The following is a 22645-nucleotide window of genomic DNA, read 5'->3' on the forward strand; positions in this document are numbered from 1 at the left end:
CTCAGCGGGCGTCGCGGTCCCCCAGCCACTTGGACCACTTCTTCACGTCGTGCTCGGCGTCCACGGTGCGGACCGTGCCGGACGACGAGCGCATCACGATGGACTGCGTGTGCACGCGGCCGTCGGCGAAGCGCACACCGCGCAGCAGGTCGCCGTCGGTGATGCCGGTGGCCGCGAAGTAGCAGTGGTCGGAGGTGACCAGCTCGTTCGTGGTCAGCACCGCGTCGAGGTCGAGGCCGGCGTCGAGGGCCTTCTGCTTCTCGGCGTCGTCGGTGGGGGCCAGGCGGCCCTGGATGATGCCGCCGGTGGCCTTGATCGCGCACGCGGTGACGATGCCCTCCGGGGTGCCGCCGATGCCCATCATCATGTCCACGCCGGTGCCCGGGCGGGCGGCGGCGATGGCGCCGGCGACGTCGCCGTCCAGGATGAACTTCACGCGGGCGCCGGCCTGGCGGATCTCCTTGACCAGGCCCTCGTGGCGGGGGCGGTCCAGCACGCACACGGTCACCTGGGAAACGGGCTTGTCCAGGGCCTTGGCCACGAGGTTCACGTTCTGCTTCACCGGCAGGCGCATGTCCACGAAGTCGGCGGCCTCGGGGCCCACCACGAGCTTGTCCATGTAGAACACGGCCGACGGGTCGAACATGGTGCCGCGCTCGGCCACCGCGAAGACGGAGAGCGCGTTGTTGTAGCCCATGGCGGTCAGGCGGGTGCCGTCGATCGGGTCCACGGCCACGTCCACGGCGGCGCCGGAGCCGTCGCCGACCTGCTCGCCGTTGAACAGCATGGGGGCCTCGTCCTTCTCGCCCTCGCCGATCACCACGGTGCCGTCCATGGCCACGGTGTCCATGAACGCGCGCATCGCGTCCACCGCGGCGCCGTCCGCCTTGTTCTTGTCCCCGTAGCCCACCCAGGGGCTCGCGGCGATGGCCGCCGCCTCGGTCACCCGCACCAACTCCATGGCCAGGTTGCGGTCCGGGACGTGATTCTCGTAGCCGGTCTTCTCCGAGGACGCGCTGGTCATCGCTGCTCCGATCCTTGCTCGCGGCGCTCCGTCCGCACGAGACGGGGCGTGAGGGCGGCTCTGCCCCGGTCCTCATCCTACGGGGGCGGCCTCCCGTGGGTGGCACAATGCTGACCGTGAGCTCCGCCGACCCCCACGCCCCCGCCCCCCGTCCCGTCCTGACCGCCACGCAGGCGCAGCGGGCCCGGCAGCCGTGGATGGCCATGGTGCTCTCCCTGGCGGCTCTGCTGGCGATCGTGGCCGTGGTCCTCCTGCTCAACCCGGAGCCGCCGCAGCGGCCCCGTGAGGACCGCGTCGACGTCGCCGCCGAGGCCGCCACGGTCCCCCACGACGACGGCGACCTGCCGGCCCTGGCGCCCGAGGTGCCGGAGTCCTGGTATGCCAACTACGCCCGCCTGCAGAAGCTGGACGGCGTCTCCACGTGGGACGTCGGCTGGGTGGTCACGGACACGGTGTTCGCGGGCCTGCAGCAGGCCGAGGACGTCGACCCCACCTGGGTGAGCCTGCGGGTGGACCAGGTCCCGACGTCGGAGACGATCGAGATCGACGGGATCGCGTGGGACCTCCACGCCGATCCGACGAAGCCGGAGCGACGGCTCGTGGCGGAGGTGGACGGCAGCACCGTGGTGCTGACCACCACCGGCGACCACGCCGTCCTCGAAGACCTGGCCCACGGCGTCGCGAAGGAGACCCGATGACCCCCCACACCCGCCCCGAGACGACGCCGACCCCCGACGTCGTCGTCCCCACCTCCGGCCTCACTCCTGCTGAGGCGTGGGAGGTCCTCGCCGAGGGCAACCGCCGCTTCGTGGCGGGCGAGCCGAGCCACCCGAACCAGAACGCGGAGCGGCGCAGCGACCTGACCGCCGGTCAGGCCCCGGTCGCCGTGATCTTCGGCTGCGCCGACTCGCGCCTGGCGGCCGAGATCATCTTCGACCTGGGCCTCGGCGACGTGTTCGTGGTGCGCACGGCCGGCCACGTGATCGACGACGCCGTGCTGGGCTCCATCGAGTACGGCGTGGACGTGCTGGAGATCCCGCTCGTCATCGTCCTGGGCCACAATTCGTGCGGCGCCGTCACGGCGACGGTCGAGTCCTACATCTCCGGCACCATGCCGCGCGGCTTCGTGCGCCCCCTCGTGGAGCGCATCATCCCGTCCGTGCTGGCGGGGCGCCGCCGCGGTCTGGAGGAGGTCGACGAGTTCGTGGCCGAGCACGTGGACCAGACCTGCGACCACCTCTTGGAGACCTCGCAGTCCGTCCGCGCGGCCGTCGAGTCGGGGCGCACCGCCGTCGTCGGGCTCACCTACTCGCTGTCCGAGGGCACCGCGCGACCGGGCCGCGTGCACGGCGACCTGGCGGTCTGACGACGTCGGGCGTCCGGTGCGGCACCGGGCGCCCGCGCCGTCCTAGGATGTGACCATGACCGCAGAGAACACCGATCAGCAGTTCCGCATCGAGCACGACACCATGGGCGAGGTGAAGGTGCCGGTGGACGCCCTCTACCGTGCGCAGACCCAGCGCGCCGTGGAGAACTTCCCGATCTCCGGCAAGGGCCTCGAGCCCGCCCACATCCACGCCCTCGCGCAGGTCAAGAAGGCCGCGGCCAAGGCGAACGCCGAGCTGGGCATCATCTCGCAGGAGCGCGCGGACGCCATCGTCGCCGCCGCGGACCAGGTCATCGCCGGCGACCACGACGACCAGTTCCCGATCGACGTGTTCCAGACCGGCTCCGGCACCTCCTCGAACATGAACACCAACGAGGTGCTCGCCACCCTCGCCACCCGCGCCCTGAAGGAGGCCGGCTCCGAGGACGAGGTGCACCCCAACGACCACGTCAACGCCTCCCAGTCCTCGAACGACGTGTTCCCGACCTCCGTGCACGTGGCCGTCACCGCCGCCCTCGTGAACAACCTCGTCCCGGCGCTGGACCATCTGGCCGTCTCCCTCGAGAAGAAGGCGGAGGACTTCGCCGGCATCGTGAAGTCCGGCCGCACCCACCTCATGGACGCCACCCCGGTGACCCTGGGCCAGGAGTTCGGCGGCTACGCCGCGCAGGTCCGCTACGGCATCGAGCGCATCCAGTGCGCGCTGCCCCGCGTGGCCGAGGTCCCGCTCGGCGGCACCGCCGTGGGCACCGGCATCAACACGCCCCAGGGCTTCTCCGCCCGCGTGATCGAGCTGCTCGCCGAGGAGACCCGCCTGCCGCTGACCGAGGCCCGCAACCACTTCGAGGCCCAGGCCAACCGTGACGGCCTCGTGGAGGCCTCCGGTCAGCTGCGGAACATCGCGTACTCGATCATGAAGATCAACAACAACCTGCGGTGGATGGGCTCCGGCCCGAACACCGGCCTCGGCGAGATCGCCCTCCCGGACCTGCAGCCGGGCTCCTCGATCATGCCGGGCAAGGTCAACCCCGTGATCTGCGAGGCCGCGATCATGGTGTGCGCCCAGGTCATCGGCAACGACACCACCGTCGCCCTGTCCTCCACCAACGGCGCGTTCGAGCTCAACGTGGGCATCCCGGTGATGGCCGCCAACCTGCTCGAGTCGATCCGCCTGCTGGCCAACACGACGCGCGTCATGGCGGACAAGATGATCGACGGCATCGAGGCCAACGAGGAGCGCTGCGCCTTCCTCGCCGGTGCCTCGCCGTCCATCGTGACCCCGCTGAACAAGGTGATCGGCTACGAGGCCGCCGCCAAGATCGCCAAGCACGCCGTCGCGAACAAGATGACCGTGCGCGAGGCCGTCGTGGACCTCGGCTACGTCGAGCGCGGCGAGGTCACCGAGGAGCAGCTGGACAAGGCCCTGGACACCATGTCCATGACCCACCCGGAGTGATCCTGCGGATTCGGTGAGCGGCGCGACGCCGCCTCCCGGACCACGACGACGAGCGGCCGTCCTCCCGTGCGGAGGGCGGCCGTCCGACGTTCACGCCAGCACCAGCACTCCGGTGGCCGCCGCCACCATCGCCGGTCCGAACGGCAGCGCCGTCTGCCCCGTCGCCCGACCCGCGAGCACCAGCAGCCCCGCCACCACTCCGCCGAGCAGGATCGCGCCCACCCCGGCGGCGAGCACCGCCGTCGGGCCGAGCGCCCCCGTGTACACGCCCAGCCCGCCGGCCAGCTTCACGTCGCCCATCCCGAGGCCGCCGCGGCTGAGCACGTGCAGCGCGAGCATGGCCACGGTGTAGCCGAGACCGCCCAGCAGGCTGCAGAGGGCCAGGTCACCCCGGCCCGCCAGCAGCGCTCCCCCGGTCATCATCGTCAACCCGCCCAGCGCCAGCCGCAGCGTCCATCGGTTCGGCAGCCGGTGCTCGCGCAGGTCCGTGCGCACGAGCACGCCCGTGCACACCGCGAACCACACCAGTCCCAGGGACCACAGCACCGCCGTCGCCGGCGCACCGTGCGCCCACGCCCATCCCACCCCGCTCATGCGCCCAGCCTAGGCCGGACGGCGCACACGCCGGGTCGCCGTCCACAGGGCGATCCGGCCACCTCGCGTTCACGGTCCGGCCACCCGGTGTTCTGCCCACAGCGCAACCGGAGCCGCCCATTGCGACGACCCCCCCCGCACGGGTCTACTCTGAAGTCACGAGCTTCCGGCCGTCTGATGGACGTACGGGGCTCACACAGACCCCATGGCCTCAATCCCGTTTCAAAGGGGCCATGGTGGCGGGCTTCCTCGGTCCCCCATCCCCCCTCCGCGGGGCCGAGCACCCCCGCCGGGGGCCGCTGCTTCGGCAGCGGCCCCTTTTTCATGCCCGGCTCAGGCTCGGCCCTCCTCCAGCAGGTCCGTGACCAGCGCGGCGATCGGCGAGCGCTCGGAACGGGTCAGCGTCACGTGCCCGAACAGCGGGTGGCCCTTGAGGCGCTCCACCACGGCCGCGATGCCGTCGTGCCGGCCCACGCGCAGGTTGTCCCGCTGGGCGACGTCGTGGGTCAGCACCACCTTCGAGTTGCGGCCCATCCGGCTCAGCACCGTGAGCAGCACGTTCCGCTCGAGCGACTGCGCCTCGTCCACGATCACCCACGCATCGTGCAGCGAGCGGCCGCGGATGTGCGTCAGCGGCAGGATCTCCAGCATCCCGCGGTCCACCACCTCGTCCACCACGGACGGGGAGACGAGCGCGCCCAGGGTGTCGAACACGGCCTGCGCCCACGGGCCCATCTTGTCGCCCTCGGAGCCGGGCAGGTAGCCCAGGTCCTGGCCGCCGACGGCGTACAGCGGGCGGAACACGACCACCCTGCGGTGCTCGCGGCGCTCCATCACGGCGTCGAGGCCCGCGCACAGCGCCAGCGCGGACTTGCCGGTGCCCGCGCGGCCGCCGAGGGAGACGATGCCCACGCTCGGATCCGTCAGCAGCTCGATGGCCAGCCGCTGCTCGGCGGAGCGGCCGTGCAGGCCGAACACGTCGCGGTCCCCGCGCACCAGGCAGGCTCGGCCGCCCTCGCCGACCCGGGCCAGAGCGGAGCCCCGGGGCGCGGTGAGCACCAGCCCCGTGTTGATCGGCAGGCGGTCCGCCTCGGCCGGGGCCTCCTCCGGCCCGGTCTCGACGCCCGTGCCGGTCAGGGTCCCCAGCGGGACGCCGGCCAGGTCGACCTCGCCGTCGTCGTAGAGGGCGTCCAGCCGCTCCTGCGCCACGCTGAGGGAGACGGTGCCGCGCCAGCCCGAGTCACGCACGAGCTCGTGGCGGTACTCGTCCGCGGCGAGGCCCATGGCCGCCGCCTTCACGCGCATCGGCAGGTCCTTGGACACAACCGTGACCGTGGCGCCCTCGTCCGCGAGCGCCTTCGCGACGGCGAGGATGCGGGAGTCGTTGTCCGTGCCGCGGATGCCCAGGGGCAGCACGTCCACGGACACGTGGTTCAGTTCGATCCGCAGCGTGCCGCCCTCGGGGGTGATCGGCACGGGCTGGTCCAGCGCGCCGTGGCGGCCGCGCAGGTCGTCGAGCAGGCGCAGGGCCGTGCGCGCGTAGTAGCCGAGGTCGGGGTCGGCGCGCTTGGCCTCGAGCTCCGAGACCACCACGAGCGGCAGGACCACCTCGTGCTCGGCGAAGTGCAGCAGGGCGCGCGGGTCCGAGAGCAGCACGGACGTGTCCACCACGTAGGTCCGCAGGCCGGTCGCCTCCGCCGGCCCCGCCTCGGCACGCGCCTGGCCCGGCCGGTTCGGCCTCGGCGGCTCCTGCCGGGTCTGCGCGTGCTCCACGAGCTCTGCCACCATGTCTGCCTCCTGTGCCGGTGAACCGTGCGTGCGGGGGTCCGCCCACGGGCCACGCTAGGAAGCGGCGTCGTCCGCCGGGTCCCGGCACGGTGAACCCGGGATGAAGTCGCGGTGACGGTCCGTCCGAGCCCCGCCACGGCCCCGACGTCCCGCGCTCCCTACACTGGAGACGCGCCGCCGACGTCCCGACGGCCGCCCGCTCCCCGTCCCCAGGAGGGCCCATGAGCATGCACCGCCCGTCCCCCGGCCTGCCCGATCGGCCGGGCGGCCCGGCCCCCGCCCCGACCCTGGCCGAGCGCGCCGGCGGCCGCCTGCTGGGCGCCGTCGCGCCCACCGCCGTGCTGATCGCGGCCATGTGGGTCGCGCAGGTCGTGCTGATCTTCCTCGGCCGGGTGATCATCCCCGGCGTGGGCCTGATCCCCCGACGCCTCGACGGTCTCGACGGGGTCCTGTTCTCCCCCGTGCTGCACGCCGGCTGGGCCCACCTGATCGGCAACACGACGGCGCTGCTCGTCCTCGGTCCGCTGGCCGCCCTGGTCTCGCGCCGACCGGTGGCCCTGCTCGTCTGCGCCTGGCTGGGCTCGGGCCTGCTGACCTGGGTGATCGGCACCCCGGGCGTGCACATCGGCGCCTCCGGGATCGTGTACGCGCTGATCGCGTTCCTGATCGTCTACGGGATCGCGGTGCGACGGATCGGGGCGGTCGTCGTCTCCGTGCTCGTCGCGCTCACGCACCTGGGCTCGAGCCTGATCGGCCTGCTGCCGGCACCCGGCATCTCGTGGACCGGCCACCTGGCCGGGGCCGTCGTCGGGGTGCTGCTGGGCCTGTGGTGGGGCCGCGCCGACCGTCAGGTGCCGAACCGGCGCTGACGGCTGCCGTAGTCGCGCAGGGCACGCAGGAAGTCGACCTTGCGGAACGCGGGCCACATGGCCTCGCAGAAGTAGAACTCCGAGTACGCGGACTGCCAGAGCAGGAACCCGGAGAGCCGCTGCTCCCCGGACGTGCGGATGACCAGGTCCGGGTCCGGCTGGCCGCGCGTGTAGAGCCGGTCCGCGATCTGCTCGACGGTGACGGACTCGGCCACCTCCGCCGCGCTGTGGCCCAGGGCGTGCTCGTCCCGCAGCAGCTCGCGCACGGCGTCGAGGATCTCCTGGCGGCCCCCGTAGCCCACGGCCACGTTCACGTGCACGCCGTCGTGGTCCTTGGTCTGTTCGGCCACCTCGGCGAGCCGTCGCGCCATGGGCTCGGGGAGCAGGTCCACCGCGCCGACCGGCTGCACGCAGACGGGGGCGCGGCCCTCGGCCGGCTGGGCGAGGCGCTCCGCCGTCGTCTGGATGATCTCCAGGAGCGGGGCGAGCTCCTCCGCCGGACGCCGCAGGTTCTCGGTGGAGAGCATGTAGAGCGTGACCACGGGGATGCCGGCCTCGTCGCACCAGCCGATGAAGTCGAGGATGCGCTCGGCTCCGGCCTGGTGGCCCTGCTGCGTGGACGCCCCGAACGCGCGGGCCCAGCGACGGTTGCCGTCCACCAGCACGCCGATGTGCCGGGGCAGGCGCTCCGGGTCCAGGCCGCGCGTCAGCCGCCGCTCGTACAGGCGGTAGAAGGCCTCGGGTCGACCCACGGCGCGCTCCCCTCTCGGACGGTCCTGCGAGCCTCCAGGATACGCGCGCGGCACACAGCGACCATCCCGTGCGCCGGCCCCGGGCCGACCGACGACAATGGAGGCATGGACCCTGTGACACCCCTCCGCGAGACCGACGCCGCCCGTCGCCTGCGCTGGCGCATCGAGCGCATCCGCGACCCCGACCATCCGCTGTACAAGCCCCGACTGCGCGGCTGGATCCACGCGGTCATGGCGCCGCTGACGCTCGCGGCCGGCATCGTGCTCATCGCGCTCGCGCCGACCGGGACGCTGCGGTGGGCCAGCGCGGTCTACGCCGTGACGGGCCTGCTGCTGTTCGCGGTCTCGGCGACGTACCACCTGGTGCAGTGGAACGAGGTGGTCTCCCGTGTCCTCAAGCGGCTGGACCACACGAACATCATGCTGGTCATCGCCGGCACCTACACGCCGCTCTCCCTGGCCCTGCTGGCTCCGGACCGGGCGCGGGTGCTGCTCACCCTGGTGTGGGTGGGGGCCGTGGCCGGCGTCGCGTTCCGGATGCTGTGGACGGACGCGCCGCGCTGGCTCTACACGCCGGTGTACGTGGTGCTCGGGCTGGCGGCGCTGCTGTACCTGGGCGACTTCTTCGCCGCGGATGCGGCGGCGGGGTGGCTGATCGTGGCCGGCGGCGTCGCGTACATCACGGGCGCGGTCTTCTACGCACTGCAGGCCCCCACGATCCACCGCGAGTGGTTCGGCTTCCACGAGCTGTTCCACGCCTTCACGGTGGCCGGCTTCGTGTGCCACGCCGTCGCCATCTACCGGGCGGTGCTCCTCGTCGCCTGAGCGCGGCAGGGACGGGGGTCTGCGCCCCGCCGGGCAGCGCCGAGGCCCGCAGACGCGCCGCTACGTCCATGCCGTAGCGGCGCGTCTGCGGGCCTCAAGGGTTCGGGCGTGGAGTCTCCGGCGCCGAATCTCGGGCGTGCACGGGCCCGACGACGGTCAGTCGCGTCCGGTGTCCGGGGCCTGGGGCTCCGGGGCCGGCTCCTGGAGGTAGCCGGGGTACTTCTCCTGCAGGCGGCGCAGCCGGTCCTCGGAGTCCGCGTCTAGGTGCTCGCCGCCCGCGCGGACCTCGTCCGGCAGGTGCTGCTGATGGCGCTCCACGAGCATGGCCTCGGCCTCCGGGGACCGCTGCTGGACGCGGCGCACCGAGCGGACCATGACGCGGAGGACGATGATCGCCATGACCACCATGAGCGCGGTGAACAGGAACCCCTCGATGCCGGGGGTGACCTCCGCCTCCTCGAGCCCGGGGCGCAGCGTCGGCTCCGGGACGGCGGGCACCGGCGCGGGGCTCGCGGCCGCGAGCGCGGTGAGGACGAGGGGAAGGCCAGACAGGGGTGTCACGCCGCCCCACTCTACCGGCCCCGGCTGCACGGCCCGAGCCGGGGCGGCTCAGCGCAGGCCGGCGAAGAGGTCGTGCTCCGGCAGCTCGGAGGGCACGCGCGAGTCGATCAGCGCGAAATCCTCCCACGGCCAGGCGCGCCGCTGCAGGTCGTGGGGGGCGTCGAAGAACATGCCGTCGGGGTCGATCTGCGTGCGGTGCGCCCGCAGGGCGGCGTCGCGCTCGTCGAGGAAGCCGGTGACGTCCACCTGGGTGGTGACGTCGTGGTCCGCGGTGACCCACGGCGGGATGACCTCCGGGTCGGGCACGTCCTCCCCGGCTTCACGGCGGCGCAGCACCTCGCGCATCGCGTCCATCGCGTCGAACATCATCAGGCGTCGGGCGAACGGCACGTCCTCGCCGTCGGCCTCGGCCACCGCGGCCATCGTGCGGAACTTCCGCGGGTTGAACCCGCAGTCGTAGTAGACCTTCGAGACCTCCCACGCGGGCCCGGCCTCGGGGTACTCGTCCGCGAGGCCGGCGGCCCGGTAGGCCTCCATCGTCACGGCGTGGGCCTGCAGGTGGTCCGGGTGCGGGTAGCCGCCGACCTCGTCGTAGGAGATGAGCACGTGCGGGCGGAACCGGCGCACGAGCGAGATCAGCGGGGTCGCCGCATCCTGGAGCGGGACCTCGGCGAAGCAGTTCGCCGGGAGGGCGGGCAGCGGATCCCCCTCGGGCAGGCCCGAGTCGAGGAAGCCGAGCCAGGCGTGCCGGACGCCGAGGATGCGCGCGGCCTCGGCCATCTCCTCGCGGCGCACGGCCGCGATGTCCCGGTCCGCCCGGGTGGTGTCCCCGAACGACGGGTTGAGCAGGGTGCCGGCCTCGCCGCCGGTGCACGTGACGACCATGACCTCGGCCCCGGCCGCCGCGTAGGCGGCCATCGTGCCGGCCCCCTTCGAGGACTCGTCGTCCGGGTGGGCGTGCACCGCCATGAGACGCAGCCCGGTGGAGGGCGGCAGGGCGGTGCCTGCGGCGGGCTGGGCCTGGGGGGTCTGATCGGTCACGGGGATCGCACACTCCTGTCCGGATGGCAGGGCCGCCGCGGGGGCGGCGGCGTGAGGGGTCCAGGCCGACGTCGTCATCGGCCTCCGGCGGCGGGCAGCGGCTAGGGTGGAGGGGATGTCTCACCACGCCCCCGCGGTCCGCGCGCAGGACCCCACATTAGCCAACCGGTACGGCACGGACCACACGCGTCCGGGCCGTCGTCGGCTGTGGGCGGGCCTCGGCGGTCTCGGGCTGGTCGTGGCCGTGCTGCTGTCCGTGTGGATCGGCCTGAACATGTCCGTGGGCGCCATCGAGTACAAGGACGTCGGCTTCACCATCGAGGACGACGGCCACGCGACCGTCACCTTCCAGGCCTCGGTCCCGGAGGGCGTGCAGGCCGAGTGCGATGTGCTCGTCACCGACTCCCACGCCGCCCCCGTCGGCTTCCGCACCGTCCGCCTGGAGACCCTGCCGGCCGACCGACGGGACTCCCCCTCGGACGCGCAGCAGCGCTACACCGTGGACGTGCGCACCGTGGTGCGGGGCGACTCCGGCGTTGTCGAGACCTGCCGCAAGGTCTGAGCCCTCCCGGCCGCTCCGCCCTCGGCGTAGCGGCCGCCTTTGGTGTGACGCACGCCGCCCGGATAGACTCGTCGGAGCATTCCCGCCCCGCCGGTGAGTCAGGCAGGCGTCGCACGGAGCCCTCGGGTCACGCGCGTCCTCCTGATCGGCGGGGTCTTTCGCATGCGGGCGCGTCCGCCGGACGCGGATCGCGCACCGGATGCGGTGCGCCGCGCCCCGGACTCCGCATCACCCGAGACAGAAAGGCGGAACAGAGCATGACCACCAGCCAGTCCGACGCCCCGTGGCTGACCCAGGAGGCGTACGACCGCCTCTCCAAGGAGCTCGAGTACATCTCCGGCCCCGGCCGCCAGGAGATCATCGAGCGCATCGAGGCCGCGCGCGATGAGGGCGACCTCAAGGAGAACGGCGGCTACCACGCCGCCCGCGAGGAGCAGTCCAAGAACGAGGGCCGCATCGCGGAGCTGAAGCACCTGCTCGAGACCGCCCGCGTCGGCGAGGCCGCCGAGAACGACGGCGCCGTGCACCCGGGCACCGTGGTGACCGCCGTCGTCGCCGGCGACGAGATGACGTTCCTCTTCGGCAACCGCGAGATCGCCGCGGACGACGAGTCGCTCGAGGTCTACTCCGAGCGCTCCCCGCTCGGCGAGGCCATCAACGGTGCCAAGAAGGGCGACAAGGTCTCCTACACCGCCCCGAACGGCAAGGACATCAAGGTCGAGGTCAAGGACGTCCAGCCCTACTCCGGCTGACCGACCCCGGCTCCGACGACGGCCGCGGTCCCCTCCAGGGGCCGCGGCCGTCGTCCGTCCCGGGTCCCACCGCGCCCCCGTTGCTACTCTGGCCCCATGCTGACCGTCGAGAAGGCGCACCTGCTGCTCACCCGCGAGGACGGGCTCTCCGAGAGCCAATCCCACCACCGCGTGGCCCTTGCGGCCGCCGCGCTGGCCGACCACCGCTCCGCCGGGATCGTGACCCTCGAGGACGTCCCCGTGGACCGGGCCCGCGTGCTCGTGACCGCGGCCGGCACCACCGGCGACCCCGTCCTGGACTCCTCCCTCGCACAGGTCGACGCCCTGGCCGGCCGACCGCTCGTGTCCACCGTGGCGGCCGGCAAGCCGGATCTGCGCAAGGCCGTCGTCGCCCATCTGACCGAGACCGGCCGCCTCACCGAGCGCAAGGCCTTCCTGGCCACCCGGCACGTCCCCCGGGGCACCGAACGCGCCGAGCTGCTCGCGCACCTGACCGCCGTGGTCCTGGACGAGGCCGAGCCCTCCGACGAGGACGTGCTCCTGCTCGGCGTGCTGCAGCACCTCAACCTGGCCCGACGCCTGCTGCCGGGCGCCCACGAGCGCTACGACCGCCGCGAGATGGTCCGCCGCATCGAGGCGCTGACGCGCGAGGACCTCCTGGTCCAGGCCGTGCGCCGCGCGGTGGGCGGGACCTGCGGCACCGTCACCGCGGCCGCCGCCGGCTCCGCGGCCTGAGCCGGCCCGGTCAGGGCAGCGGGGCCGGGCTGTCGCCGGCCGCGCGCAGCGCCTCCAGGACCTGGGCGGAGTGCTCGGCGCCGCGGGTCTCCATGTCGATCGTGATGTGCACGCCGCCCATGGACAGCTCCGGGCCGACGCGGGTGTGGTCCACGCGCACCACGTTGGCGTCCGTGTCCGCGATGATCCGTGAGATCGTGGCCAGCTCGCCCGGGCGGTCCCGCAGCGGGATGCGCACGGTCATGTAGCGCCCCGCCGCCGACAGTCCGGCCTGGATGGACTTCAGCATGAGCATCGGATCGATGTTCCCGCCGGAGAGGATCACGGCGGTGGTGCCGAGCTCGAAGCCCAGGTCCGCCGTGCGGCCCGCCAGCAGGGCGGCCACCCCGACGGCGCCCGCCGGCTCCACCACGAGCTTGGAGCGCTCGAGGAGGTGGACGAGGGCCGCGGCGATCTCGTCGTCCGTGACGGTCACGACGGCGTCCACCAGCTCGGCGGCGATCCGCAGCGGCAGGGCCCCGGGCTTGCCGACGGCGATGCCGTCCGCGATGGTGGACACGCTCTCCAGCACCTGGACGCGGCCCTCCTCGAGGGAGCCGGGGAACGCGGCGGCGGTGGCCGCCTGCACGCCGATGACGCGCACCGTGCGCCCACGACGCCGGGCGGCCTCCTTGAGGGCCACGGCCGTGCCGGCGATGAGCCCCCCGCCGCCGATGCCCATGATCACGGTGTCCACGTCCGGCAGCACGTCGAGGATCTCGAGGCCGACGGTGCCCTGGCCCGCGATGACGGCCGGGTTGTCGAACGGCGGGATGAATACGGCATCGGTCTCCGTGGCCCACCGCTGCGCCTCGGCGAGGGACTCGTCCACGGTGGAGCCGTGCAGGACGACCTCGGCGCCGTGGTCCCGGGTGGCCTGCAGCTTGGGCAGGGCCACGCCGTGCGGCATGAAGATGCGGGCGCGGATGCCGAGCTTGGCGGCCGCGAGGGCGACGCCCTGGGCGTGGTTGCCAGCCGAGGCGGCCACGACGCCGCGGCCGCGCTCCTCCTCGCTCAGCTGCGCCATCCGCACGTAGGCGCCGCGGACCTTGAACGAGCCGGCCCGCTGCAGGTTCTCGCACTTCAGGTGCACGTCCGTGCCCACGGCCCGGGAGAGCGCCCGGGAGTGCTGCAGCGGGGAGAGCTCGGCGATCCCGCGCAGCGTCTCGCGCGCCCGCTCGATCTCCTCGAGCGTGACGGGCAGCGCCGCCGGGGCCGGCGGGCCGCTGGCAGGCCGCACCCACCGGGGCGACGGCGTCGGGACGGCCCGGTCCGGGGTGTCCGTGGCCTGCGTCGCGCCCATCAGGCGTCGTCCCCGTGCCGGGTGCCCGCGTCGGCCTCGGAGGCGAGAGCGGCGTCGTCGTGCGCCGAGGGGCGGTACCGGTGGGAGCCGGCCGCCTCGTCCTCCGCGCCGCCCGGTTCGAGGGCGTGGTCCGTCCGCTCCGTGAGCTCCTCGGGGGTGTCGGCGGTGAGGGCGCGGACGAAGCTGTTCACGAAGGCCAGCACCGGGACGGCGAACACGGCGCCCGCCAGACCGAGGACGGTGGAGCCGGCGGCGACGGCCAGGAACACGGCCAGCGGATGCAGCGCGACGGCCTTGCCCATCACGAGCGGCTGCAGGACGTTCGACTCGATCTGCTGCACGAGCAGCACCACGCCCAGCATGAGCAGCGCGTTGACCAGGCCGTTGGACATCAGCGCCAGGAGCACCGCCATCGCGCCGGTCAGGGTGGCGCCGATCATCGGGATGAACGAGGCCAGGAACACGAGCACGGCCAACGGGATGGCCAGCGGCACGCCCAGGATCAGGGCGCCGATGCCGATGCCGACGGCGTCGATGAACGCCACGAAGATCTGGACCCGCACGTAGGAGCCGAGCGACTGCCAGCCCGAGCGGCCCGCGCGGCCCACGGTGGCCCGGTGCGCCTTCGGCACGAAGATCAGCAGGAAGCGCCAGATGCGGTCGCCGTCGTAGAGGAAGAAGATCAGGGAGAACAGGGCGATGAACAGGCCCGCACCGATGTTGACGGCCGTGGAGCCGAACGAGACGGCGCTGTTCATGACCGTGGCGGAGTTGTCCCGCAGCGTCTGCCACAGGCCCTCCAGCCCGGCACCGGAACGGGGGATCTCCACGCCCACGCCGGCCAGCCAGGCGATCGCGTCGTCGACGGCCTGGCCCAGCTGGTCGCCCAGTTCGGCGAAGCCCTGCACGATCTGCTGACCGGCGAGCCCCATGAGGCCCACCACGACGACGACCAGCAGCAGCACGCACAGCAGGGCGGCCGCGACGCCCGGCACCCCGATGCGCCGCATCGCCTGGAACACCGGGGCCAGCAGGGTGGCCAGCAGCGCGGCCACGAGGATCGGGATCACCACGAGGCTCACGAAGCCCAGCAGGTACACCACGACGCCGATGCCGATGACGACGGCCACCAGCCGCCAGGACCAGGCCGCGGCCACCGTCAGCCCGTAGGGCACGTCCTTGTCGATCTTGGTCTGGGCCGCCAGGGTCGAGCTCACGCGCGATCCTCCTCGTGTGGGTGGTCGGGGACATGGGGGGTCAGGCCCCACTGGGCGCTCCAGCGGGCGTGCGGGGCGAGCCGGTGCAGGCCCTCCTCCGAATTCAGGGCGTCCGCGGGAGCGGTGAGCGGCTCCACCGCGAGCGCCGTGTCACGGCCGGGCAGCCGGTCCGTGACGAAGACGTGGGTGTAGGCGAACGCGTGGTCGGACCACAGGGTCACGGCGCGGCCGTCCGCGGCGAGCAGGGTCTGGCGGTGCCGGCCGTCGGCGTCCGGGGTCAGGCCGGTGAGGCACACATCCAGGGCGGCCTCGCCCACGGCCCGGCCGCGGCGGAAGTCCAGGTCCGTGCCGTCCACCGGCAGGGTCTCCACGGGGATGAGGTCCTCCCCCGTGCGGATCCAGGCGTCCGCGGGCACGCGCAGGCTCAGCTCCGCCGTCGGGACGTCCCCGATCCGCAGGAACGGGTGGGCGCCGACCGCCACGGGCACGGTGGCGTCCGTGTGGTTCTGCACCTCGGCGGTGACGGTGAGGCCGCCGTCCGCCTCGAGCTCGTAGGTGACGCGGTGGGTGAGCCGGAAGGGCCAGCCGTGCTGGGGGTGGATCTCACCGCGCAGGGTCACCGCGTGGGCGGAGAACGTCTCGGTGACGAAGTGGGTGTTGCGCAGCAGGCCGTGGCTGGCGTGGCCGCGCGCGGGCTCGGTGACGTCCAGGCGCTGCTCGACGCCGTCCAGGATCCAGCGGGCGCCGGCGACGCGGTTCGGCCACGGGCTCATCTGGATGCCGTTGGCGGCGGGCGGGACCACGTCCGGGCCGTACGGCTCGGTCAGGTCCACGCCGGACACGCGGTACCTGCGCAGGGCACCGGCCAGGCCGACGACGACGGCCTCCGCGGACCCGCGGTGCAGGCGGTGCTGGGTGCCGGTGGCGTCCGGGGCCCCGAAGGCGGGCAGGTCGCTGGTCTCGGTCACGGGACCTCCTGGGTGGCGGCGAGGGACCCCCTCAATCTACGCCCTCGCGGACGCAGACCGCCCCGGCCCTGTGCAGGACCGGGGCGGCGGTGCGGGTCTCCGTGCGGGGACGGGGCGCCGGTCAGTTGTTGCCGCGCAGGATGGCGACGATGCGCAGGATCTCGATGTACAGCCAGATCAGGGTCACGGTCAGGCCGAAGGCCACGGACCAGGAGTACTTCTGCGGGGCGCCGTTCTTCACGCCCACGGCGGCCATCTCGAAGTCCATGGTCAGCGAGTACGCGGCGAGCAGCACGGCGATCGCGCCGATGATCAGGCCCAGGCCGCCCTCACGCATGTTGCCGATGCCGGTCCAGGTGAGGACCAGGTTGACGAGCATGAAGACGAGGTAGCCGATCATGGCGCCCATGACGATCTTCGTCATGCGCGGGGTCGGGCGGAACTTGCCCGAGGTGTAGAGCGCCAGCATCACCGCGAACACGGAGAAGGTGCCGAGCACGGCCTGCACCACGATGCCCGGGTAGGCGCCCTCGAAGAACGCCGAGATGCCGCCCAGGAACAGGCCCTGCGCCACGGCGTAGGCCATGATCAGCACGGGCGAGGGCTCGCGCTTGAACGCGTTGACCAGGCCCAGCACGAGGCCGGCGATCGCGCCGATGATCATCAGGCCCGGCGAGAACCAGCCCACGGCGCCCGCCACCACGACGAGCACGAGCATCAGGCCGGTCTTGCCGACGACGTCGTTGAAGGTCATCCGGCCGGTCTGCTCCGGGCAGGCGGAGGGCGCGCGGAAGGCGTCCTCCATGGACTGCTGGTGCGCGTACTGCTGGGCCGCCTGGCCGGCGCCGAACGCCTGGGCCTGGCCGTACGGGCTCTGCTGCTGGCCGTACGGGGACTGCGCGGACTGCTGCCCGCCCTGGTACCAACCGGGCTGCGCCTGTCCGCCGCCCTGCATCTGCTGCTGGAAGTTCTGAGAGTTCATGACCGGATTCGCCACGGCTCACTCCTTCGGGTCGAGTCGGCCCGGTCGCACGCCGCCGCAGTGAGCCGCGTTCGTGCCCCGGGGTTCAGCACGATCCTATCGGGAGGTCTGTGTCCGCGCGCGGGGTCGGAGCGTGGATCCGCGCCGGTTCACCGGCTGTTCACGGTGGGCGCAGAAGCGAGGCGCGCGGGGAGACGCGTGGTGCCCCCGGCGGGACTCGAACCCGCAACACGCCGATTTTAAGTCGGCCGCCTCTGCCAGTTGGGCCACGGGGGCGTGGCGGGCCCGTGGACGCGGGCCCGGGTGCGGACGACGCCGGCCCCGCCCGATGCGCTCGGACGGGGCCGGCGGCCCGCTGGCTGCGGGATCAGCCCTTCGAGGACTCGAGGGCCCGCTGCCGCTCGAAGCGGCCGGGCTCGAGCTCGACGCCCGCGGCGCGGCGGAACGGGTTGAACGGGGTGTCCAGGCCCGCCACCGAGGTGGAGTCACGGCCGAACAGGGTCTCGGCGACCCAGCCGGACAGGATGCGGAACTTCCGCTCCAGGGTGGGCATCGCGTAGCCGTGGTAGCCGCGGTGGGCCAGGAACGCCGGGATGCCGGCGATCTTGGTGCCCAGCGGGTTGCCCACGCCGCGGCCGAAGCCCAGCCCCGCCACGGTGCCCAGGGACTTGTGCACGTACTCCTGCACCTCGCCCTCGCCGTGGCGCACGGCCATGTAGTTGGCGGCCAGACGCTTGGCCTGACGGATGGCGTGCTGGGCGTTCGGGACGCAGAAGCCGCCCGGGCCGGCCCCGGTCAGGTCCGGCACGGCGGAGACGTCGCCGCAGGCCCACGCACCCTCGAGCGCGCCGGCCTCGCCGTCCTTGATCTGCAGGGTGGGGGTGGCCTCCACGCGGCCGCGGTCGTCCACCGGGAAGTCGGTGCTCCTGACCACGGAGTTGGCCACCACGCCGGCGCACCACACGAGGGTGTCCGCCGCGAAGGTCTCCGCCTCCTCCTTGGAGGGCATGGCCACGAGCTTCATGACGCCGTCCGTGGCGTCGCCCAGCGAGGTGTTGAGCAGGACCTCGATGCCGCGGTCCTTCAGGTGCTCCACCACGCCCTGGGCCTGCTCCTCGGAGACCTCGGGCATGATGCGGCCCATGGCCTCGACGAGGACGATCCGGATCTCCGACTGGGAGAGGCGCTCGTTGCGCTCCACGGCGTTGCGGATGAGGTTCTCCATCTCCGCGATGGCCTCGATCCCGGCGAAGCCGCCGCCCACCACCACGAAGGTCAGGGCACGCTTGCGCTCCTCGGCGTCCGTCATCAGGGAACCGGCGTCCAGGCGCTCCAGGATCTGGTTGCGCAGCTGGACGGCCTCCTCGACCGAGCGCAGACCGATGCCCTGCTCGCCCAGACCCGGGATGGGGAACACGCGGGTCACGGCGCCCGCGGTCATCACGATGTCCTGGTACGGGATCTCGAACTCGTCGCCGCCCTCGCCGCGCACCACGGCGGTGCGGCCGGCGTGGTCCACGGACACGACGGCGCCGCGGACGACCTCGGCGTCCTTGAGGTGCGTCTGCAGGTCCACGTTCACGTGGCGGCCCTCGATGTGGCCGCCCACGACCTCGGGCAGGAACGGGTAGTACGTCATGTACGGGCGGGGGTCGACGACGGTCACGACGCCGCCGCGCTCGGCGACCTTCTTCTGCAGCTCGCGGGCGACATGGAACCCGGCGTAGCCGCCGCCGACGATCAGCAGGCGCGGCTTGGGAGACAGTTCAGGAGTGAGAGACATACCGCCAGTCTACGCACGCACGGGCCCGGCCCCTCCACTCTCCGCCGTCGTGGTCAGGACCGCAGCGAGAGCACGATCCCGTCCAGGATGTCGTGCTCGCTCGCCCAGGCCTCGGTGACGCCCGCGACCTCGGCCACCCGCTCCAGGACGGTGCTCCACAGCAGCGCGCCCGCGCCGATCACGTCCACCCGTCCCGGGTGCATGAACCCCCGCTCGGCGCGTTCGGCCCGGGTCGCCGCCACGAGGCCCTCCGCCGCCGCGCGGAACTCGGCGATCGGCAGGCGCGCACCGTGGATGGCCTCGGGCTCGTACGTGCTGAGCCCGAGGGCCTCGGCGGTCACGGTGGTCACCGAGCCGGCCACGCCGACCACGCGCGCCACGCGTTCCAGCGGCAGGCGGGCGGCGGCGTCGTCGAGGAGGCGGCGGGCGTCCGCGCGGGCCGCGGCGACCTCGTCCGACGTCGGGGGGTCGGAGCGCAGATGACGCTCGGTGAACCGCACGCAGCCCATGTCCAGGCTGACCGCGCCCACGACCTCGCCCGCGGGCGTGCCGACGACCAGCTCGGTGGAGCCGCCGCCGAGGTCCACGACGAGCACGAGGTCCTCCGGGCCCAGGTCCGCGGTCTCGACGGCGGAGACGGCGCCCGCGAAGGACAGGCCGGCCTCCTCGGCGCCCGAGACGACCTCCGGCTCGACGCCGAGCCGCTCCCGGACGCCGTCGACGAACGCGGCCCGGTTGGAGACGTCCCGGCTGGCGGAGGTGGCCACGAACCGGACCCGGCCGGCGTGGTGGCGCTGGACCAGGCGGGCGTACTCGTCCACCGCCGCGAAGGTGCGCTCCAGCGCGGCGTCGGAGAACGCGCCGGTGGCGTCCACGCCCTCGCCCAGGCGCACCACGCGCATCTCGCGCACGACGTCGGCCAGCGGCGCCGTCGGGTCGGCCACGGCGCCGGTGGTCTCATCCGTCCCGGCCGGCCGGGAGATCAGCAGGCGGATGGAGTTCGTGCCGCAGTCCACGCCGGCCACCGTGACCTCCTTGAGCGCGGCGACGCGTTCGAGGTGCCTCACGTGCCGGGACAGGTCCTTCGTGGGCACCGCCGCGGCCTCGTCCCACGCGCCCTCGCACGCGCAGACCTCGGGCGTCCACCACGGGGCCACCAGGGCGATCGCCTCGTCACCGAGCGGGTTCACCCCCGGCCCGGCCGCGAGCGCGTGGCCCACGAGGGCGTGCAGGCACTTCACGCGCTCGGGCATGCCGCCGGCCGAGACCCCGGCGATCTCCGGGACGGGCCCCGTGCCGGCCTCGGCCCCGACCCGGTCCCGCTCGGCGATGTAGGCCTCGTGCGCCGCGCGGTGCGCGGCCGCGAGCGCGGGGTCCTGGGCGAGGCGGTCGTTCATGCGCGCCATCTCCCCGTCCGCCTCCACGCGCGAGACCGCCGCCGTCAGCACGGGGTGCGTCAGGTAGAAGGTCGTGGGGAACGGGATGCCGTTGGAGAGCCGCGGCGCGGTGGTGGCCACGAGGGGGTTGCCGCACACGCAGCGGGCACCGATCTCCACGACGTCCCGGACCGGGCGGCCGAGCTGGCGGGACAGGGTGTCCAGGTCCTGCTCGGTGACGGTGCGGTCCTGGGCGGGGCGGGGGCTGACGGTCATGGTGTCCTCGGGGGTGCGGGGGTGGTGCGGGCGGGGGCGGGACGCGGGGTTCACTCGAGCCCGGCGCGGACGGCCGAGTCCCACAGGCCCTCGGCCCACGGCAGGCGGGTGTTGACGACCTCGTCCGCGCCGGCGGCGGGCGTGTCCTCGGCCTCGGTGTCGGTCTCGGAGGGCCGCCCCGTCACGGAGTACAGGGTCTCCCCCGGCATGACCAGCTCGAGACGCTCACGCGCCTGCTGGGTCACGTAGGCGGGATCGTCCCACAGCTGGATCCGCCGTTCGTAGTCCTCGCGCTGGGCCTGCATGGTGGCGATCTCCTCGCGCGCGGCCGAGATCTCCAGCTGCTGGTTCAGGAACGCGCGCAGCGTGGGCGCCACCAGGACGGCGGCCACCAGCAGCACGGCGACGACGATGAGCGAGCGGCCCGTGATCTGCCGGGCCGGCACCGGCTCCGGCAGCGGGGCCCGACGGCGGGCGGCCGTGGCGGCGGCGGATGCGGCGCGGCGGGGGGCGGGCCGGGGCCGACGCCCGGCCGGGCGGGCCGGAGCCGTGCGGCGCGGGGGTGCCGACGGGGATGCGGGGGCGGCGGTGTCCCCGGCGGGGGCCGTGTCGGCCCGGTCCGCGTCCGGGTGCCCGTCCAGGTGTCCGGGGTGACCGGCCTGGCGGCGCTCCTGGACGCTCTGCAGGTCGATGACCTCTGCGTCCGTCGCCGCGGGCGCCGGCGTGGGGGCCGCGGGGGTCGGCGTGGGCGCGTCCGCCTTCGGGGAGGCCGTCGTCGGGGCCGCCGGGGCCGCGACGGCGGTCCGGCGCGGGGCGCCCGTCGTCGGGTCGACACGGGGCACGCGGGGGCGGCGCGGACTCATCGCGGACTCCTTCGGACGCGTGGCGGGGACCCTCCCAGCGTACTGCCCGCCCCTGGCAGGCTCCTGGTCGCGCCGGGACGGGCGCGGGCCCGCCCGGAAGGATCCGGGAGGGCCCGCGCGTCGTCGTCGGGGACGGTCAGCCGCGGAAGCGCGGGAAGGCGGAGCGGCCCGCGTAGACGGCGGCGTCGGCCAGGTCCTCCTCGATGCGCAGCAGCTGGTTGTACTTGGCCACGCGGTCCGAGCGGGCCGGGGCGCCGGTCTTGATCTGGCCGGCGTTGGTGGCCACCGCGAGGTCCGCGATGAACGTGTCCTCGGTCTCGCCCGAGCGGTGCGAGATCATGCAGTGGAACATGTGGCGCTGGGCCAGGGAGATCGCGTCGAAGGTCTCGGTCAGGGAGCCGATCTGGTTGACCTTCACGAGCAGGGCGTTGCCGGCCTTCTCGTCGATGCCGCGCTGCAGCCGCTCCACGTTGGTGACGAACAGGTTGTCGCCCACCAGCTGGACGCGATCGCCCAGCTGCGCGGTCAGGTGCTGCCAGCCGTCCCAATCGTCCTCGTCGAGCGGGTCCTCGATGGAGACGATCGGGTAGTTGTCCACCAGCTCGGTGTAGTAGGCGGCCATCTCCTCGGCGGAGCGCTGCTGGCCCTCGAAGGTGTAGGAGCCCTTGTCGAAGAACTCGGAGGAGGCGACGTCCAGCGCCAGCGCGATGTCCTCGCCCAGGCGGTAGCCGGCCTTCGTCACGGCCTCGGCGATGAGGTCCAGGGCGGCCCGGTTGGACTCCAGGGACGGGGCGAACCCGCCCTCGTCGCCCAGGCCGGTGGACAGGCCCTTCTCCTGCAGCACGGTCTTCAGGGCGTGGTAGACCTCGGTGCCCCAGCGCAGGGCCTCGCGGAAGGACGGGGCGCCGATCGGGGCGATCATGAACTCCTGGATGTCCACGTTGGAGTCCGCGTGGGCGCCGCCGTTGAGGATGTTCATCATCGGCACGGGCAACACGTGGGCGTTCGGGCCGCCCAGGTACTTGTAGAGCATGAGGTCGGAGGCCTGCGCGGCGGCCACGGCGACGGCCATGGACACGCCCAGGATCGCGTTCGCGCCCAGCTTGCCCTTGTTGGGGGTGCCGTCCAGGTCCCGCATCGCGCGGTCCACGGCGCGCTGGTCCGCGGCGAACTCGCCCTCGAGCTCCTCCGCGATGCCCTCGACCGCGGCGACGGCGTCCAGCACGCCCTTGCCGCCGTAGCGCTTCTTGTCCCCGTCACGGCGCTCGACCGCCTCGAACTCGCCGGTGGAGGCGCCCGAGGGCACGGCCGCGCGGCCCAGGGAGCCGTCGGTGAGCAGGACCTCCACCTCGACGGTGGGGTTGCCGCGCGAGTCGAGGATCTCGCGAGCGTGGATGGCGTCGATCAGGGCCATGGACGGGTCTCCTTCAATCGAAGTCGGAAGTCGTGCCCGCGGCGTGGACACGGCCTCAGCCTAGCGGGGACCTCCGGT

The 22645-nt window shown here is 73.4% G+C and carries 22 protein-coding genes and 1 tRNA gene; 8 read left to right on the plus strand and 15 right to left on the minus strand.

Going from position 1 to position 22645, the window contains the following annotated elements:
* Position 1 precedes the first annotated feature (1 nt).
* Positions 2-1024, minus strand: a complete 1023-nt coding sequence (gene glpX / locus SOY78_RS10160; protein WP_010079310.1) for a class II fructose-bisphosphatase — start codon at positions 1022-1024, stop codon at positions 2-4.
* A 107-nt stretch (positions 1025-1131) separates the two neighbouring features.
* Between glpX and SOY78_RS10165 the strand changes: the two genes are divergently transcribed.
* From SOY78_RS10165 to SOY78_RS10175, 3 genes are read left to right on the plus strand one after another with little or no spacing between them, the layout of a single operon-like run.
* Entirely contained in the window at positions 1132-1722 is a 591-nt protein-coding gene (locus tag SOY78_RS10165) for a DUF4245 domain-containing protein (RefSeq protein WP_036384959.1), read from the plus strand.
* Positions 1719-2390: a carbonic anhydrase gene (locus SOY78_RS10170; RefSeq protein ID WP_036384960.1), complete on the plus strand. Its 672-nt coding sequence runs from the start codon at positions 1719-1721 to the stop codon at positions 2388-2390. Before SOY78_RS10165 ends, SOY78_RS10170 begins: the two co-directional genes overlap by 4 nt.
* A 55-nt stretch (positions 2391-2445) precedes the next feature.
* Complete coding sequence (locus tag SOY78_RS10175) at positions 2446-3867, plus strand: class II fumarate hydratase (RefSeq protein WP_324701529.1); 1422 nt, start codon at positions 2446-2448, stop codon at positions 3865-3867.
* A gap of 90 nt (positions 3868-3957) precedes the next feature.
* Here SOY78_RS10175 and SOY78_RS10180 read toward each other — a convergent pair whose 3' ends face one another.
* Positions 3958-4461, minus strand: a complete 504-nt coding sequence (locus tag SOY78_RS10180) for a prepilin peptidase (RefSeq protein WP_036384962.1) — start codon at positions 4459-4461, stop codon at positions 3958-3960.
* 333 nt (positions 4462-4794) lie between these two features.
* A complete protein-coding gene (locus SOY78_RS10185; protein WP_036384963.1) occupies positions 4795-6249 on the minus strand; it encodes a PhoH family protein in 1455 nt (484 codons plus the stop codon).
* Positions 6250-6470: 221 nt separating this feature from the next.
* On the opposite strand from SOY78_RS10185, the gene SOY78_RS10190 reads away from it, so the two are divergent.
* A complete protein-coding gene (locus SOY78_RS10190) occupies positions 6471-7118 on the plus strand; it encodes a rhomboid family intramembrane serine protease (protein WP_036384964.1) in 648 nt (215 codons plus the stop codon).
* Here the strand turns inward: SOY78_RS10190 and SOY78_RS10195 are convergent.
* Positions 7097-7870, minus strand: a complete 774-nt coding sequence (locus tag SOY78_RS10195; protein ID WP_036339992.1) for an isoprenyl transferase — start codon at positions 7868-7870, stop codon at positions 7097-7099. The two genes, SOY78_RS10190 and SOY78_RS10195, sit on opposite strands and share 22 nt — an antisense overlap.
* Positions 7871-7975: 105 nt before the next feature.
* On the opposite strand from SOY78_RS10195, the gene trhA reads away from it, so the two are divergent.
* On the plus strand, positions 7976-8695 hold the full coding sequence (gene trhA, locus SOY78_RS10200; RefSeq protein ID WP_216880151.1) for a PAQR family membrane homeostasis protein TrhA: 720 nt from the start codon (positions 7976-7978) through the stop codon (positions 8693-8695).
* A 156-nt stretch (positions 8696-8851) separates the two neighbouring features.
* On the opposite strand, the gene SOY78_RS10205 is transcribed toward trhA, so the two are convergent.
* Positions 8852-9256 (minus strand): hypothetical protein, encoded by a 405-nt coding sequence (locus SOY78_RS10205; RefSeq protein WP_036384966.1) that lies wholly within the window; start codon positions 9254-9256, stop codon positions 8852-8854.
* A gap of 48 nt (positions 9257-9304) precedes the next feature.
* Entirely contained in the window at positions 9305-10297 is a 993-nt protein-coding gene (gene mca, locus SOY78_RS10210; RefSeq protein ID WP_141843359.1) for a mycothiol conjugate amidase Mca, read from the minus strand.
* 115 nt (positions 10298-10412) lie between these two features.
* Here mca and SOY78_RS10215 point away from each other — a divergent pair, with 115 nt between their 5' ends.
* The 3 genes from SOY78_RS10215 to SOY78_RS10225 all read left to right on the plus strand — a co-directional run bounded on the left by SOY78_RS10215 (position 10413) and on the right by SOY78_RS10225 (position 12346).
* On the plus strand, positions 10413-10859 hold the full coding sequence (locus SOY78_RS10215) for a DUF4307 domain-containing protein (RefSeq protein ID WP_002856530.1): 447 nt from the start codon (positions 10413-10415) through the stop codon (positions 10857-10859).
* A 257-nt stretch (positions 10860-11116) separates the two neighbouring features.
* Complete coding sequence (greA, locus tag SOY78_RS10220) at positions 11117-11611, plus strand: transcription elongation factor GreA (protein WP_060973861.1); 495 nt, start codon at positions 11117-11119, stop codon at positions 11609-11611.
* Between the two features lie 96 nt (positions 11612-11707).
* Positions 11708-12346, plus strand: coding sequence for a GPP34 family phosphoprotein (locus SOY78_RS10225; RefSeq protein ID WP_141843357.1), 639 nt, complete (start codon positions 11708-11710; stop codon positions 12344-12346).
* Between the two features lie 10 nt (positions 12347-12356).
* Here the strand turns inward: SOY78_RS10225 and ilvA are convergent, their stop codons facing one another.
* The 9 genes from ilvA to eno all read right to left on the minus strand — a co-directional run bounded on the left by ilvA (position 12357) and on the right by eno (position 22567).
* Positions 12357-13688 carry a threonine ammonia-lyase gene (gene ilvA / locus SOY78_RS10230; protein WP_324701530.1) on the minus strand — a complete coding sequence of 444 codons (1332 nt, stop codon included), beginning with the start codon at positions 13686-13688 and terminating at the stop codon, positions 12357-12359.
* Positions 13688-14905, minus strand: a complete 1218-nt coding sequence (locus SOY78_RS10235; protein WP_141843353.1) for an AI-2E family transporter — start codon at positions 14903-14905, stop codon at positions 13688-13690. The genes ilvA and SOY78_RS10235 overlap by 1 nt, the downstream gene beginning before the upstream one ends.
* Entirely contained in the window at positions 14902-15873 is a 972-nt protein-coding gene (locus tag SOY78_RS10240) for an aldose 1-epimerase family protein (protein ID WP_141843351.1), read from the minus strand. Before SOY78_RS10240 ends, SOY78_RS10235 begins: the two co-directional genes overlap by 4 nt.
* A 121-nt stretch (positions 15874-15994) precedes the next feature.
* Positions 15995-16870: a Bax inhibitor-1/YccA family protein gene (locus SOY78_RS10245; RefSeq protein ID WP_324701531.1), complete on the minus strand. Its 876-nt coding sequence runs from the start codon at positions 16868-16870 to the stop codon at positions 15995-15997.
* 184 nt (positions 16871-17054) lie between these two features.
* Positions 17055-17131: transfer RNA gene (locus SOY78_RS10250), tRNA-Leu, on the minus strand.
* 91 nt (positions 17132-17222) lie between these two features.
* A complete protein-coding gene (locus tag SOY78_RS10255) occupies positions 17223-18638 on the minus strand; it encodes an NAD(P)/FAD-dependent oxidoreductase (protein ID WP_060973857.1) in 1416 nt (471 codons plus the stop codon).
* Between the two features lie 53 nt (positions 18639-18691).
* A complete protein-coding gene (locus SOY78_RS10260; protein WP_141843381.1) occupies positions 18692-20290 on the minus strand; it encodes a DUF501 domain-containing protein in 1599 nt (532 codons plus the stop codon).
* 50 nt (positions 20291-20340) lie between these two features.
* A complete protein-coding gene (locus SOY78_RS10265; protein ID WP_324701532.1) occupies positions 20341-21153 on the minus strand; it encodes an FtsB family cell division protein in 813 nt (270 codons plus the stop codon).
* A gap of 136 nt (positions 21154-21289) precedes the next feature.
* Positions 21290-22567 carry a phosphopyruvate hydratase gene (gene eno / locus SOY78_RS10270; RefSeq protein WP_324701533.1) on the minus strand — a complete coding sequence of 426 codons (1278 nt, stop codon included), beginning with the start codon at positions 22565-22567 and terminating at the stop codon, positions 21290-21292.
* Between the last annotated feature and the right edge of the window lie 78 nt (positions 22568-22645).

The sequence above is a fragment of the Micrococcus sp. HOU01 genome (assembly GCF_035609305.1).
Taxonomy (GTDB): Bacteria; Actinomycetota; Actinomycetes; order Actinomycetales; family Micrococcaceae; genus Micrococcus; species Micrococcus luteus.

Coding starts and splice junctions, on each gene's coding strand:
- greA (WP_060973861.1), top strand. CDS start 11,117: ATGACCACCAGCCAGTCCGACGCCCCGTGGCTGACCCAGGAGGCGTAC.
- glpX (WP_010079310.1), bottom strand. CDS start 1,024: ATGACCAGCGCGTCCTCGGAGAAGACCGGCTACGAGAATCACGTCCCG.
- eno (WP_324701533.1), bottom strand. CDS start 22,567: ATGGCCCTGATCGACGCCATCCACGCTCGCGAGATCCTCGACTCGCGC.
- SOY78_RS10180 (WP_036384962.1), bottom strand. CDS start 4,461: ATGAGCGGGGTGGGATGGGCGTGGGCGCACGGTGCGCCGGCGACGGCG.
- SOY78_RS10255 (WP_060973857.1), bottom strand. CDS start 18,638: ATGTCTCTCACTCCTGAACTGTCTCCCAAGCCGCGCCTGCTGATCGTC.
- SOY78_RS10185 (WP_036384963.1), bottom strand. CDS start 6,249: ATGGTGGCAGAGCTCGTGGAGCACGCGCAGACCCGGCAGGAGCCGCCG.
- trhA (WP_216880151.1), top strand. CDS start 7,976: ATGGACCCTGTGACACCCCTCCGCGAGACCGACGCCGCCCGTCGCCTG.
- SOY78_RS10175 (WP_324701529.1), top strand. CDS start 2,446: ATGACCGCAGAGAACACCGATCAGCAGTTCCGCATCGAGCACGACACC.
- SOY78_RS10225 (WP_141843357.1), top strand. CDS start 11,708: ATGCTGACCGTCGAGAAGGCGCACCTGCTGCTCACCCGCGAGGACGGG.
- SOY78_RS10260 (WP_141843381.1), bottom strand. CDS start 20,290: ATGACCGTCAGCCCCCGCCCCGCCCAGGACCGCACCGTCACCGAGCAG.
- SOY78_RS10165 (WP_036384959.1), top strand. CDS start 1,132: ATGCTGACCGTGAGCTCCGCCGACCCCCACGCCCCCGCCCCCCGTCCC.
- SOY78_RS10215 (WP_002856530.1), top strand. CDS start 10,413: ATGTCTCACCACGCCCCCGCGGTCCGCGCGCAGGACCCCACATTAGCC.
- SOY78_RS10190 (WP_036384964.1), top strand. CDS start 6,471: ATGAGCATGCACCGCCCGTCCCCCGGCCTGCCCGATCGGCCGGGCGGC.
- ilvA (WP_324701530.1), bottom strand. CDS start 13,688: ATGGGCGCGACGCAGGCCACGGACACCCCGGACCGGGCCGTCCCGACG.
- SOY78_RS10265 (WP_324701532.1), bottom strand. CDS start 21,153: ATGAGTCCGCGCCGCCCCCGCGTGCCCCGTGTCGACCCGACGACGGGC.
- SOY78_RS10170 (WP_036384960.1), top strand. CDS start 1,719: ATGACCCCCCACACCCGCCCCGAGACGACGCCGACCCCCGACGTCGTC.